12 protein-coding genes are annotated in these 13,183 nt (G+C 58.4%); 3 read left to right on the forward strand and 9 right to left on the reverse strand.

The window, feature by feature from the left end; genetic code table 11:
• The coding region (gene htpG / locus PROAA_RS09860) for a molecular chaperone HtpG (RefSeq protein WP_186411177.1) at window positions 1-1,717 on the forward strand (1,717 nt) is incomplete at its 5' end.
• 112 nt (window positions 1,718-1,829) lie between these two features.
• On the forward strand, window positions 1,830-2,312 hold the full coding sequence (locus PROAA_RS09865; protein WP_222102201.1) for a DNA-deoxyinosine glycosylase: 483 nt from the start codon (window positions 1,830-1,832) through the stop codon (window positions 2,310-2,312).
• 93 nt (window positions 2,313-2,405) lie between these two features.
• Here PROAA_RS09865 and PROAA_RS09870 read toward each other — a convergent pair whose 3' ends face one another.
• Window positions 2,406-2,948 (reverse strand): hypothetical protein, encoded by a 543-nt coding sequence (locus PROAA_RS09870; RefSeq protein WP_186411178.1) that lies wholly within the window; start codon window positions 2,946-2,948, stop codon window positions 2,406-2,408.
• 188 nt (window positions 2,949-3,136) lie between these two features.
• Here PROAA_RS09870 and tfpB point away from each other — a divergent pair, with 188 nt between their 5' ends.
• Window positions 3,137-4,930, forward strand: coding sequence for a type IV pilus assembly ATPase TfpB (tfpB, locus tag PROAA_RS09875; protein WP_186411179.1), 1,794 nt, complete (start codon window positions 3,137-3,139; stop codon window positions 4,928-4,930).
• Between the two features lie 70 nt (window positions 4,931-5,000).
• Here tfpB and PROAA_RS09880 read toward each other — a convergent pair whose 3' ends face one another.
• The 8 genes from PROAA_RS09880 to PROAA_RS09915 all read right to left on the reverse strand — a co-directional run bounded on the left by PROAA_RS09880 (window position 5,001) and on the right by PROAA_RS09915 (window position 13,062).
• Window positions 5,001-5,528, reverse strand: coding sequence for a hypothetical protein (locus PROAA_RS09880; RefSeq protein WP_222102202.1), 528 nt, complete (start codon window positions 5,526-5,528; stop codon window positions 5,001-5,003).
• 7 nt (window positions 5,529-5,535) lie between these two features.
• Window positions 5,536-6,678, reverse strand: a complete 1,143-nt coding sequence (locus PROAA_RS09885; RefSeq protein WP_186411180.1) for a response regulator — start codon at window positions 6,676-6,678, stop codon at window positions 5,536-5,538.
• A gap of 79 nt (window positions 6,679-6,757) precedes the next feature.
• Entirely contained in the window at window positions 6,758-7,891 is a 1,134-nt protein-coding gene (locus PROAA_RS09890) for an ABC transporter substrate-binding protein (protein WP_186411181.1), read from the reverse strand.
• 70 nt (window positions 7,892-7,961) lie between these two features.
• Window positions 7,962-8,483: a gamma carbonic anhydrase family protein gene (locus PROAA_RS09895; RefSeq protein ID WP_186411182.1), complete on the reverse strand. Its 522-nt coding sequence runs from the start codon at window positions 8,481-8,483 to the stop codon at window positions 7,962-7,964.
• A 25-nt stretch (window positions 8,484-8,508) separates the two neighbouring features.
• Window positions 8,509-9,741, reverse strand: coding sequence for an ABC transporter permease (locus PROAA_RS09900; RefSeq protein WP_245664235.1), 1,233 nt, complete (start codon window positions 9,739-9,741; stop codon window positions 8,509-8,511).
• Window positions 9,735-10,445 carry an ABC transporter ATP-binding protein gene (locus tag PROAA_RS09905; protein WP_186411183.1) on the reverse strand — a complete coding sequence of 237 codons (711 nt, stop codon included), beginning with the start codon at window positions 10,443-10,445 and terminating at the stop codon, window positions 9,735-9,737. Before PROAA_RS09905 ends, PROAA_RS09900 begins: the two co-directional genes overlap by 7 nt.
• The gene (locus PROAA_RS09910) at window positions 10,445-11,662 is read right to left on the reverse strand and encodes an efflux RND transporter periplasmic adaptor subunit (RefSeq protein ID WP_186411184.1); all 1,218 of its coding nucleotides are present in this window, start codon (window positions 11,660-11,662) and stop codon (window positions 10,445-10,447) included. The genes PROAA_RS09905 and PROAA_RS09910 overlap by 1 nt, the downstream gene beginning before the upstream one ends.
• Window positions 11,659-13,062 (reverse strand): TolC family protein, encoded by a 1,404-nt coding sequence (locus PROAA_RS09915; RefSeq protein WP_186411185.1) that lies wholly within the window; start codon window positions 13,060-13,062, stop codon window positions 11,659-11,661. Before PROAA_RS09915 ends, PROAA_RS09910 begins: the two co-directional genes overlap by 4 nt.
• Window positions 13,063-13,183: the final 121 nt, after the last annotated feature.

The raw sequence follows: 13,183 nt of genomic DNA on the forward strand, positions 1-13,183 counted from the left end.
GAGTATTCGCCTGTCCTTTGACAAGGCGGCACGTACCTTGACCATCTCCGACAATGGCATTGGACTTTCGCGTGACGAAGCGGTCGAGCATCTGGGCACCATCGCCAAGTCCGGTACCCGGGAATTCTTTTCCGCACTGACCGGCGATCAGGCCAAGGATGCGCATCTGATCGGGCAGTTTGGTGTCGGATTCTATTCTTCGTACATCGTCGCCGACAAGGTCACCGTGATCTCGCGACGCGCCGGACTGGAATCCAATCAGGCTGTTCGATGGGAATCGGCGGGCGAGGGCGAGTTCACTGTCGAGATGGTCGAGAAGGCCGGTCGAGGAACCGAAGTGACCCTGCATCTGCGGGAAGGGGAGGATGAATTCCTCTCCGGCTGGAAACTGCGCCAAACGGTACGCAAGTACTCCGACCACATTACCTTGCCCATCCTGATGAAGAAAGAAAAGTGGGACGAAGAGAAAAAGGAGCAGGTCGAAACCGACGAGGATGAAACCATCAATCAGGCTTCCGCTTTGTGGGCGCGGCCCAAGTCGGAAATCAGCGATGAGCAGTACAAGGAATTCTACAAGCACGTCGCCCATGATTTCGAAGAACCGCTGGCCTACGTGCATGCCAAGGTCGAAGGCAAGCAGGAATACACACAGCTGCTCTATATTCCGTCGAAAGCGCCCTTCGACATGTGGGACCGCAATGCCCGTCACGGCATCAAGCTCTACGTGCGCCGCGTTTTCATCATGGACGACGCCGAACAGCTGATGCCGCTTTACATGCGTTTTGTGCGCGGCATCGTCGATTCGAACAATCTGCCGCTCAACGTATCGCGCGAGATACTCCAGGAATCGCGTGACATCGAGACGATTCGCGGCGGGTGCGTCAAGAAAGTCCTGAGCATGCTGGAAAGCATGGCCGACAGCGAAGATGCGGCCGAAAAGGAAAAGTTCGCGAGATTCTGGAAAGAATTCGGTCGCGTGCTCAAGGAGGGTACCGGCGAAGACTTTGCCAACAAGGAACGCATTGCCAAGCTGCTCCGCTTTGCTTCGACGCATACCGATACGCCGGACGAGACAGTCTCGCTGGCCGATTACGTGTCGCGCATGAAAGAAGGCCAGGAGAAGATCTACTACGTTACCGCCGAGACGTTCACGGCTGCCAAGAACAGCCCGCACCTTGAAATCTTCCGCAAGAAGGGCATCGAAGTCCTGCTGCTTTCCGAGCGCGTAGACGAGTGGGTTACCGGCAATCTTACTGAATTCGAAGGCAAGGCCCTGCAATCCGTAGCCAAGGGTGGTCTCGATCTCGGCAAGCTGGAAGACGAGGCCGAGAAGAAGGAAGCCGAGCAGGCTGCCGATGAGTACAAGGATCTGCTCGACAAGATCAAGACGACGCTGGGCGAGAAGGTCAAGGAGGTGCGCGTGACGCATCGTCTGACCGATTCTCCGTCGTGTATCGTCGCAGACGAGCACGATCTGGGCGGCAATCTGGCGCGCATTCTCAAGGCTGCAGGACAGAAAGCGCCGGACAGCAAACCGATTCTCGAAATCAATCCAAAGCACCCGGCGGTTCAACGCCTGAAGTACGAAGAATCGCGTTTCGACGATTGGGCAAATCTGCTGCTCGAACAAGCGACCCTGGCTGAAGGCGGTACGCTCGACGATCCGGCAGGCTTCGTCAAGCGCATCAACGACCTGATGCTGGCGCTGTCCAAATGATGGATGGCTAATCGCCGCGGAGTTCGTCGACTGCGCCTTGCCGTGCCATGAGTACAGCTTCGGCGTGTCTTCGCGCTACGGGCGATCATTGGGGTGATTTGAAGCGGAAATCGTGATTGCCGATTCGCTTGAGGGTTTTCCTCCGATTCTGGACAGTGGAGTCAGGACGCTCGTTTTCGGCAGTTTTCCATCGCCAGCGTCACTGGCGGCGCAGCAGTATTACGCGCATCGGCAGAACCAGTTCTGGCGCATCATGGCAGCGATCACGGGGGAGCCGCTGGTTGCGTACGGGTACGCCGAAAAGCAGCGTTGTCTGCTCCGGCATCGCATCGGCGTGTGGGACGTCTATCGGTGTTGTCAGCGCCAGGGCGCGCTCGATTCGGCGATACAGGCCGCCGAAAGAAACGAATTCTCAAGGCTGGCGATTGAAGCGCCGAACTTGCAGCGCGTCTGTTTCAATGGCATGACTTCCGGCAAGTTCGAGCGTTACTTTCGCGAACTTGGTTACGCTACGTGCGTGCTGCCCTCGACCAGTCCGGCCTATACCCTGCCGTTCGAACGCAAGCTGGAAATCTGGCGCTCGGGAGTATGTTGAAAGATTGACCGGCACGGATACTCTTACGATGGTGCCGGTCACGCCGTTGGCGAATCGAATGATTCTCGGTGCGAAGCACGCCGGAGCCTTTGCTTACTTTTTTGGGGCCAGGACGTCGCGTAGGCATTGACGATGCTCCTGGCCAATGAGGTTCTTGCAGCGCTCCCGCGCTTGCTGATGCAGTTCGCAACGCGCCGCGTCGGCTGATTTTCTGCAAGTCTCGGTTGACATCGTCTGCTGCACACACTGTTTAAACTTCGGGCCGCTTTGCGCACTGCACGTGGCATAGGCGTGCTTGCGACTTTCGCATCGTTGCGGGTTGCCTGCTTTCGTGCAGTCAAGGTTCTGGGCTTGCGCGTGCATGCATTGTTGGCGCTCCACCCCGGTCTTGCCCTTGCAGGCCTCCAGAGCCGTTTTGTGGGCCTCCTGTCGCGCCGTGCATAACTCAACATCCTTGGCCGTACGGCAATCAGCGGGGCCCCGCTGTCGATGCCGCGGCCGTGAGGAAGGTGGTGCAGACTTGACTGTTTCGGCCAGCCCCGGTGCGCCGGGGACACCGGCTGGTCCCTGCTGCGCAATTGCGGGCACGGTGATGAGCGCGGCAGTCAACATGGTGGCAATGAACATGGTTTTCATCGAAGGCTCCTGGCGAGATCTGGAAAATACTGTTTGTTGATCAGAACAGCGTATCAAGTGATGATTGTAGTCTCTCCAAAAGCAAACTTCCGAAGCTGTCAGGAGAAAACTGGATTCAGGTTGTTGTCATTGAGCCGCCCACGGCTTGTCAGGTATAGTTTGCCCATATCTTCCATGGAAGCTTTCTGATGTCCGATCCGATGGCCAATACTGTTCCTGAACACCGCCTGACGGTAGCGGAAATCCTTGGCTTGATGGTGGCGGACGAACTTGTCCCGAAAGCCGACGCCGATGCGCTGATTGCGGAGTGTCGCCTGAAGCGGCTGGTTGCGCATCCACTAACCATCATTTCCGAACAGAAGTGGAAATCGTTACAGGCGCCTCATCGCCCGTTGACCCTCGACTACATTGCGGAATGGTTTGCGGGCAAGCTCGGACTGGAGTATTTCCACATCGATCCCCTGAAGATCGATTTCACGGCGGTAACCGATGTCATGTCGAGTGCTTATGCGACCCGCTTCGGCATTCTCCCGGTGCAGGTCACAACGCTTGAGGTCGTGTTTGCGACAACAGAGCCCTTCCTGCGCGACTGGGAAAATGAAATCAAGCCGATCATCAAGAAGAACATCCGTCGGGTCATTTCCAACCCGGTCGATGTAGCACGCTATCTGATCGAGTTCTACAACCTCGCGCGATCGGTCAAGAAAGCTTCGCAGCAGAGCGGTCAGAGCGCGGGCCTGTCATCGTTCGAGCAGTTGGTCGAGCTGGGGCGGAGCAATCGCCAGTTCGACGCCAACGACCAGCATATCGTCAACATCGTCGACTGGCTCTGGCAGTATGCTTTCGATCAGCGAGCCAGCGATATTCACATCGAGCCGCGGCGTGAGATCGGTATCGTGCGTTTTCGTATCGATGGCGTATTGCATCAGGTCTATCAGATTCCGATGAGCGTGATGGCGGCGATGGTCAGTCGCATCAAGATCCTGGGGCGCATGGATCTGGTCGAGAAGCGACGGCCGCAGGACGGACGCATCAAGACGCGAACGGCGGATGGGCAAGAGGCGGAGATGCGCCTTTCGACGCTGCCAACGGCTTTTGGCGAAAAACTGGTGATGCGCATCTTCGATCCTGAAGTGCTGGTGCGCAATTTTTCAGATCTCGGTTTCTCCGAGGATGATCAGGCACGCTGGAAGTCGATGTCGGAAAGTCCCAATGGCGTTATTCTGGTGACCGGCCCCACCGGGTCCGGAAAAACGACGACCCTCTACTCGACGCTCAAGCAATTGGCGACGCCCGCGGTCAACGTGTGCACCATTGAAGACCCGATCGAGATGGTCGAGGCGTCATTCAACCAGTTGCAGGTTCAGAACTCCATTGACCTGGATTTTGCACAGGGCGTGCGATCGCTGATGCGGCAGGATCCGGACATCATCATGGTGGGTGAAATACGCGATCTGGAAACCGCTGAAGTGACTATCCAGGCTGCGCTCACAGGCCACCTCGTGCTATCCACCCTGCACACCAACGACTCTCCGGCGGCCGTAACGCGCATGCTTGATCTGGGCGTTCCATCCTACCTGATCAGCGCCACTGTGCTCGGCATCATGGCCCAGCGTCTTGTGCGATTGCTCTGCCCGCTGTGCAAGAAATCGAACCCGGCGACTGCCGAGGATGAAGCCATGTGGGATCGTCTCGTTGCCCCCTGGAAGGCCAATCGCCCCAGTCATTTCCATCAGCCGGGAGGCTGCCTTGAATGCCGGATGACCGGCTATCGGGGACGTGTCGGAATCTACGAGATTCTCATGCTGTCAGCGGACATGAAGCAGGCGATCACGAACAATGCCGACGTGGCCAAGATTCGCGATCTGGCCTACCGCGAAGGGATGAAACCCCTGCGCATCTCCGGGGCGATGAAGGTGGCCGCGGGAATCACCACGCTGGCCGAGGTGTTCAAGGTCGCGCCACCGTCTGAACGAACCTGAGTCACGGCGTTGTTAATGCCGGATTGTTTGTTGCGCTGGCTATCAGGTATCGGTTGAATCAAAGCTTCGCTCAACGCCCAGGTGTTTCAAACACGAAGGGTACGGCAATCCGCTGTCGGTCGGTTTCGATGATCAGAGATAGGCGCCAAGCCATGCGACCGGTGATGCAAACTGGAAGCATGGTTTCGCCGGCATAGTGTCCGTTACCGTCGGATACGAGGACCTGGCGGTTGTAGCCCATGTCCATATCGACGCCGGAAAAGTCGATTTCTAACTTGTTTACCGCGATGCCGGTCATCGTTGCGTTGACCTGCAGGGGTTTCAGAACTCGAATCGGATGCGGGGTGATACTCAGTTCGATTCGGCCGCCGCCAGGCATATCCACCGGGCACGCTTGTGTGTGCAGATCGCAACCGGCAACAGGCGCGAGGTTCAGGTCGGCCCTGGGTAGTAGCAGGAACGAGTACTTGTAGCCAAGTGCGGCCGCGATGATCAGAGCCAGGAAGAGGGATAAGTCGATGAGTGAGAAAGGACCAAGACGGCTGGGGCTGGCTTTGACAAATCGGACGCAGGCAGTGAGTGTTGTCGTGATGCTCATCGCATTCTTAAACGCCTGATTGACCATTCATGATCATCAGCTGTTCAATATGGGCAATCAGTTGCTCTTCGGAGTATGGTTTGCCGAGCACCACGTTCACCCCTGCCGACATGGCTTCGTCAAGCAGTTCCTCACTGTCCGAGGTCACCATGATGATCGGGAGCTGGGCGGTGCGCGAATTTCCGCGCAGCTTGCGCACCAGTTGCATTCCATTCAGGCCCGGCATATCGACGTCAGTCAACAACACGTCCGGTACCGATTCTTCGATCTGACTTGCAGCATCCAGCCCGTCTTCAGCCATCTGCACCTGAAAACGGTGCGCCGTAAGAAGCCGGCCTGTCTTGATGCGTACAACCTTTGAATCATCGGCTACCATGACCACAGTTTGCTCGGGAGTTTTCGAGATTTTTGCGACAGTCCCAGAGGCCGCAGCAAGCGCTCGACTTCGTGCTTCCTCGGCGGCCAGCCGTTCAGTCTCCTGACGGGCGGCTTCCTCGGCGGCGAGACGCTCAGCTTCCTGACGATAGGCTTTCTCAGCAGCCAGGCGTTCAGCTTCCTGACGAGCGGCTTGCTCGGCGGCAAGACGTTCAGCTTCGTGGCGGGCAGCTTCTTCGGCCGCCAGACGCTCAGCTTCCTGATGGGCGGCTTCCTCGGCGGCGAGACGCTCAGCTTCCTGACGATCGGCTTCCTCAGCAGCTAGGCGTTCAGCCTCCTGACGAGCGGCTTCCTCGGCGGCCAATCGTTTGGCTTCCCTGCGCTCGGCTTTCTCGGCTACCAGGCGTTCGTACTCCTGGCGCGCAGCTTCCTCGGCGGCTAATTGTTCGGCTTGCTCGGCGGCCCGACGCTCAGCCTCCTGACGGGCGGCTTGCTCGGCAGCGAGAAGTTCAGCTTCCTGGCGGGCAGCGTCCTCGGCCGCCAGACGTTCAGCCTCCTGACGGGCGGCTTCCTCGGCGGCAATACGTTCAGCTTTGTGGCGGGCAGCTTCTTCGGCCGCCAGACGCCCAGCCTCCTGACGGGCGGCTTGCTCGGCGGCCAGCCGTTCAGCTTCCTGGGCCGAACGGATACCTGCAGAGCGGCGAAACATGAACGAACGCAGCAGGAGAATGGCCACAAACACGCCAATGGCGGTTAACAGCAGGCTCTCATACATATTGAATCAATCTTTCCGATTTACATCCAAAAACCATGAATCTATCGTCCTGTACGCGACCAGAGCGGAAGGAAGAGGTCTACTTCAGAAGCTTGCCTTCCCGATTGATGATGGTGATGTCGACGTAGTGCACCCCGGAATGGTTGGTCGGGGAGAAGCCGACATACAGGTCGCCGGTGTCATAATCCTTAATCTGTTCGAGGGCATCGCGAAGCTTTTGGCGAGTCGGTTTTGGACCGGCACGTCGCAAGCCTTCGACTAGGACTTTGGCGCCAACATAGCCCTCCACCAGGGTTTGGTTGGGAGTTATTTCGCCAGAAGGTTTGAATTTGGAAAAATTCTCCATTATTTCCCGCGTCAGCGGAATGGACCGGCTTTCCGGGTCCGGGAATACCTGGGTGAGGGCAAGCCCGTTAGCCACATCTTTTCCGATGCGCTCTACAACCTGCGCGGCATCAGTAACGGAAATCGTAATGAATTGAGCATTGTTTCCCGCCGCCCGCGACTGTTTGAGAAATTCGGAGCTCGCCGCCGTGTTCGAGATCATGATCACAGCATGCGGTGCGGCGGCGGCAATTGTTTTGACCGCTTCGGAAACCTCTGTAGTGTTCTTTTTGTACCCGGCTTTGGCGACAATCTTGCTGTCGAACTTGCCAACCAATGCTTCGGTGCTACCCAGCACGTCGAGACCAAACGGGTCGTCCTGGTAGAGAACCGCATAGGTGCGGTAACCGGTGAGACTGTATTGCTGGATGATCTTGTTTATCTCTGCCTCATAACTGGCTCGTGTAATGAACAGCCACGGGTTGCCGCTCTTCACTACCGCAGATGCGCCACTGCGGATCATGACCAGGGGGATGCCAGCATTCGACAGAATCTTGTCCTTAAGGATGGCCTCTGCATTGCCTGTTCCGACGAAGCCGAAGAGTGCAAGAGGCTGCACTTCATTTATCAACTCCTTGGCCAACCGCACGGTTTCGGCGGCTTTGTAGGCATCATCCTTTGTAACCAGACGAATCTTTTCGCCATGTACGCCGCCTTTCGCATTGACGGCGTCGAAGTAAAGCTGTGCGCCGGCGCGAATGTGGCTACCCGTTGGAGCGAGCGGGCCGGAGAGTGGGGTAACCTGACCGATGACGATTTCGGCCAGTGCCTGCCCAGCGAAGATCAGCAAGGTGATAATGAGAGCCGTGTTTTTGAGCGTTTTTATCATTGTCGAACCTTCTCCTGAGGGGATGAACGGACTGAATCTATGCCGTTGGGAATGCGAAGTCAAGAAGCCGTCAAATGGAATTCAGTTCCTCCCGATAGCGCTGCCAGTTTTCAACATAGCGCTCTGCGCTTCCGGGAAGGCCAGCGACTTCCTCGTCCGTCAGTTCGCGGACAACCTTGCCAGGAGAGCCAACGATCAGAACGCGCTCCGGGAACACCTTGCCTTCTGGAATCAGCGAGTTGGCGCCCACCAGCGAGTGTTTCCCGATCACCGAACGATTGAGCAGGATCGAGCCGATGCCGATCAGCGCCCCATCCCCAACGGTGCAGCCATGCAGCATCACCATGTGACCGACCGTGACATTTCGGCCCACGGTAAGATGGATGCCGGGGTCGGTGTGCAGCACCGATCCATCCTGAATATTGCTGTTCTCGCCGATGCTGATCAGGTCCTTGTCGCCGCGCAGCGTCGAGTTCCACCAGATCGAGACGTTTCGCGCCAGATGCACCTGGCCGATAACCGTTGCATTAGGGGCGATCCAGCATTGCGGGTCGATTTGCGGGGTGTGGTTTCCAAGTTTGTAGATAGGCATGTTGTTGGTGTTGTAACGGGTTGGGTTACTGATAGCGCAGCGCCTCGATCGGATCGAGCGCGGCTGCCCGACGTGCGGGATAGAATCCGAAGAATACGCCAACTCCGGCGGCAACCGCAAAGGCGACGAGTACTGAGCCGCCTGAAATAACGATCACCATGTTGGTGATGGCGTTGATCAGCAGCGCGCCTCCGATGCCAAGAATCAGGCCGATCAGGCATCCGGCGACGGAAATCATCAGAGCTTCCAGCAGGAACTGCGTCAGGATGTCCTTCTGGCGAGCGCCAATGGCCAGGCGAATGCCGATTTCGCGAGTTCGTTCGGTAACCGAAACAAGCATGATGTTCATGATCCCGATGCCGCCGACGAGCAGCGATACCGAAGCGATTGCGCCGAGCAGCAGGGACATCACGCGTGTGGTGGCTGCAGCGGAATCGGCGGCCGCCGCCAGATTGCGAATGTAGAAATCGTTGTTCATGTCTTCACGAAGACGGTGGCGCTGACGAAGCAGGGCTGTCACCGATTTTTCGACCACTGGCATCGCATCCGCTGAGGCGGCCTGAACCATGATCACGCGCACCGATCCCTGGAACGGAGTGCCGAAGACCTTGCGCTGCGCCGTGGTGAGCGGAATGATTACCGTGTCGTCCTGATCGCGGCCATCGAGATTCTGCCCCTTGCTGCCCAGCACGCCAACGATGGTGAAGGGGCTTTGCTGGATACGGATTGTCTTGCCGATTGGATCATCGGCGCCGAACAGATTTTCGGCTGCGGTTTGCCCGATCAGCGCAACACGCGAGGCCGAGCGGACATCGCTTTCGCTGAAACCGTAACCGCTGACGATTGTCCAGGAACGCGCTCCCAGGTAGGCAGGCGTGGTGCCGACGACCGTTGAATTCCAGTTGTTCGACCCGAAGACAAGCTGTTGCCTGCCGTAGTGGATTGGTGCTGCATACGTGACGGCATCAAGCTCGGCGATGGCATCGGCGTCGGAGACATTGAGGGTCGGTCCGGCGCCACTGCCGCTACGCACGCCGGCAGCGCTGGTTGACCCGGAAACCACCATGTACAGGTTGCTGCCCATGGTGCTGATGGTTTGCGCAACGGCGTATTGCGCGCCCTGGCCGATCGCCATCATCAGGACCACCGAACCGACACCGATCACCATGCCGAGCATGGTCAGTATCGTTCGCAGGCGATTGGCGCCCATGGCATGCCAGGCCTCGCCAAGCATCGCGCCGAGCATGTTGCCTAACACGCTAGCTCTTCCCGTCGCGAGGTAGCCAGATCGCTGACTATGTGTCCGTCGAGAAAGCGCACCTGGCGCTTGGCATGCGCCGCAATATCGGATTCGTGAGTGACCAGTACGATGGTGATGCCTTCCTGGTTCAACGCTTCGAAAAGCGACATGATTTCTTCGCCGGTATGGCTGTCCAGATTGCCGGTCGGTTCGTCGGCGAGTATCAGTTGTGGCGAATTGACCAGCGCGCGGGCGATGGCGACGCGCTGTTGCTGCCCGCCCGAGATGCGCGAAGGCAGTGATTTTGCATAGCTTTCGAGTCCGACGCGGGCGAGCATTTGTCGGCCCTTCTCACGCCGCACTTCGCGCTCGACGCCGGAGTAAACCAGCGGCAGAGCCACGTTGTCTTCAAGATTCATGCGCGGGAGCAGATTGAACCCCTGAAAGACAAAACCGATGGTCCGGTTGCGAAGCGCCGACAGTTCATCGCTGTCCAGTTGTGCGACGTTCCGGCCGACCAGGTGATAGGAGCCGCTGCTTGGCGTGTCGAGGCAGCCGAGCAGGTTCATGAATGTGGATTTTCCCGATCCCGACGGCCCCATGATGGCAACGAACTCGCCGCTATCGATGAGTAGATCGACGCCCTTGAGTGCTGGAAACAGCCCGGCTGCCGTCGCGTACGTTTTGCCAAGACCGGAAACACGAACGACGGCGTCGGCCATCAGAACATCCTCATGCCGATGCTACTTGGCTTGCCACCCGAGTTGCCGCTGATCTCGCCGGTAATCACGCGGTCGCCCGCCTTGAGAGCGCCGCCAACGACTTCGGTATTTCGGTTGTCGGTGATGCCCAGTTGAACGCTGATCGCTTTCGGCGCCCCGTCGCTGATGACATAGACCGTACCGTTGGCCGTGTCGCCTTTCTTCCGGCCTGGCTTCCCGCCGCCGTTGCCCGGCCCGCCGGGGCGACTTTCAGAAGCCGCTGTTTCAGTCTTGTCCTTGTCAATGGCATCGGCATCGGATGGTTTGAAACGCAGTGCAGCGTTTGGCACCAGCAACGCATCCTGGCGATAATCCACTGCGATATTCACGTAGGCCGTCATGCCTGGCAGCAGAATCTGTTCGGGGTTGGAGAGCGATACGCGAACATTGTAGGTTACGACGTTTTGCAGTGTCGTCGCATTGAGGCGGATCTGTTGCACTTCGCCCTCAAAAGTCCGGCTTGGAAAAGCATCGACGGTAAAGCGAACCGTCTGGCCCGCCTTGATCCTGCCGATGTCGGCTTCCGCAAAGCTCGTGTCGATGCGCATTTCGGAGAGATCCTGGGCAATCTGGAAGAGCGTTGGCGTTTGCAGGCTGGCTGCAACGGTCTGTCCGAGGTCGACGACACGGTTGACCACGATGCCCGACACCGGCGAACGGACGGTTGTGTAGGCGAGGTTGACGCGATCCTTGTCGGCGGCCGCTCGGGCCTGTGCCAGTTGGGCTTCGGCCGATTTGCGCGCCTGCACCGCCTGATCAAGCTCCTGGCGGGAGACGTATTCCTGTTCGAAGAGTGACTTCATGCGCGATTCGTTGGCGCGCGCAAGTTCAAGGGAGGCGTTGACGTTGATGACGTTGGCCGAAGTCTGACGTGATTGCGCGGCAAGCAGTGAACTGTCGAGCTCGAGCAGCGGCTGACCTGCTTCGACCTTGTCGTTGAAATCGACGTAAAGCTTGTTGACGGTACCGGAAACCTGCGTGCCGACATTGACCAGCACAACCGGATTCAGGGTGCCGTTGGCCGAAACCATCTGCGTTAGATCGCCTTTTTCGAGGGTTTGCAACTTGTAGCGTTGTTCGGGCGCCAGTGCCACGTTGCTGCGATACCAGAAGATCCCGCCACCGACAAAGGCAAGGGCAATGAGTGCGATGAGAGTCTTCTTGAGTGTCGGTTTCATTGGGCAGTTGTTCCCGCAGCAGGATTCAGCAGGCTGGCGTCGAGCAGGCCAACGGCCTTGGCCAGAGAGGCGCGAAATACGTGCCAGTCCAGCGTGGCCTGAATGCGTTGCAGCCGGGCGCCCGCCAAGGCGCTCTGTGCGTTCAGCACATCCAGTATATTGCCAACACCGGCCTTGTAGCGGCCGAGTGCGACGCGTTCCGACTGCTCGGCGCTGACCAGCAGATCGGTGCTTGTCTTGATCGCCTGCGTCGCTGTCGTCAGACTTTGGTAGGCGCTCCACACGTCGAGTGCGATCTGCAAGTTGACATTGTCACGCTGAGCGCCAGCTACCTCCGTTTTGGCTTGTGCGGAGCGCACCTGGTAGTTAGTACTGAAGCCGGAAAAGAGCGGCAGCGTGAGCGTAAGACCGATTGCGCTTTCGTTGCCGGTTATGTTGCCGGAGTCAATCCAGGCCGGCCCGGCACTGAGTGATAGTGTTGGCAGGCCGGAAGTGCGCGTGTAGTCAACGCCGGCCTGCGCGGCTTTGAGTTGCGCTTCGGCGGCCTTCAGATCGGGGCGCCGCTGGCGTGCTTCGGCGATCAGGGCGTCAATGTCGCGCTCATACGCGACGCTGGGGGTAATTTCCGGGATGTCGGCGAGCTTCAATGGCTGGCTGGCATCGAGGCCCATCACGTTGGCCAGCGTGCCCATTGCTATCTTGACGATACCTTCGGCCTTGATTCGATTCAGTGTGGCTTGCGACCAGGCCGTCTGCGCCTGCAGGCGGTCGGCCGGCGTGCCGGTGCCGACCCTGTAGCGCACCTCGGCGGCAGTGAGGCTTTCGAGGCTGGCCTTTTCCGATTCCTTTGCGGCAATCACGGCGGCGCGCGCAGCCTGCGCGTTGTAATAGGACTGGAGCGCGGCCAGGAAGATGCTTTGCACCGTGGAGTCCAGCGTCGAGGCGGCGGCACTGAGAAGTTGTCGGGCGTTTTCGAGGTTGGCCGTACGCGCGCCAAAATCGTAAAGCAGCCACGAAAGAGTAAGCGAGGCGCTGCGCAGATTGGTGTTTTCGTCACGGGTATGCACGCGACCCGCGTTTAGCGTGCCGTCCAGATTGGGCAGGAAAGCGGATTGCGCGACACCGACCTGGGCCGCCTGAGCCCGTGCGTTGGCCCAGACCTCCTGAGTTTTCGGGTTCCGGCACAAGGCGAGGTCGACGACTTCAAGTACGCTGTAGATCGTTCCGGCGGGCGGCGCCTGGCACGGGGTGTAGGTTCCGTCTTCCGTCGGGAAGAGTTGTGGGCGAGGCGGCGTGATCTTCCGGGTGTCGAAAGGATCGATCTGCCCAATGGCCATCGCGTCGGGTGAGAGTGCGCCGGTGAGGGTGACAAGGGTCAGCAATGTGGCAATTGAACGCATCGGTTCGTAGAGGGGATCAAATTTTCAGCTAGTATAGCGGCCTTCATTCTTTCCACCTTGCTGCCGGTCTGCCCAGCAGTTATCAAATGTTTCAGACGGTGCCTGCGTGACACGCAGGATA

The sequence above is a fragment of the Candidatus Propionivibrio aalborgensis genome, from assembly GCF_900089945.1.
Lineage (GTDB): Bacteria > Pseudomonadota > Gammaproteobacteria > Burkholderiales > Rhodocyclaceae > Propionivibrio > Propionivibrio aalborgensis.

Coding starts and splice junctions, on each gene's coding strand:
- PROAA_RS09870 (WP_186411178.1), bottom strand. CDS start 2,948: ATGAAAACCATGTTCATTGCCACCATGTTGACTGCCGCGCTCATCACC.
- tfpB (WP_186411179.1), top strand. CDS start 3,137: ATGTCCGATCCGATGGCCAATACTGTTCCTGAACACCGCCTGACGGTA.
- PROAA_RS09880 (WP_222102202.1), bottom strand. CDS start 5,528: ATGAGCATCACGACAACACTCACTGCCTGCGTCCGATTTGTCAAAGCC.
- PROAA_RS09885 (WP_186411180.1), bottom strand. CDS start 6,678: ATGTATGAGAGCCTGCTGTTAACCGCCATTGGCGTGTTTGTGGCCATT.
- PROAA_RS09890 (WP_186411181.1), bottom strand. CDS start 7,891: ATGATAAAAACGCTCAAAAACACGGCTCTCATTATCACCTTGCTGATC.
- PROAA_RS09895 (WP_186411182.1), bottom strand. CDS start 8,483: ATGCCTATCTACAAACTTGGAAACCACACCCCGCAAATCGACCCGCAA.
- PROAA_RS09905 (WP_186411183.1), bottom strand. CDS start 10,445: ATGGCCGACGCCGTCGTTCGTGTTTCCGGTCTTGGCAAAACGTACGCG.
- PROAA_RS09910 (WP_186411184.1), bottom strand. CDS start 11,662: ATGAAACCGACACTCAAGAAGACTCTCATCGCACTCATTGCCCTTGCC.
- PROAA_RS09915 (WP_186411185.1), bottom strand. CDS start 13,062: ATGCGTTCAATTGCCACATTGCTGACCCTTGTCACCCTCACCGGCGCA.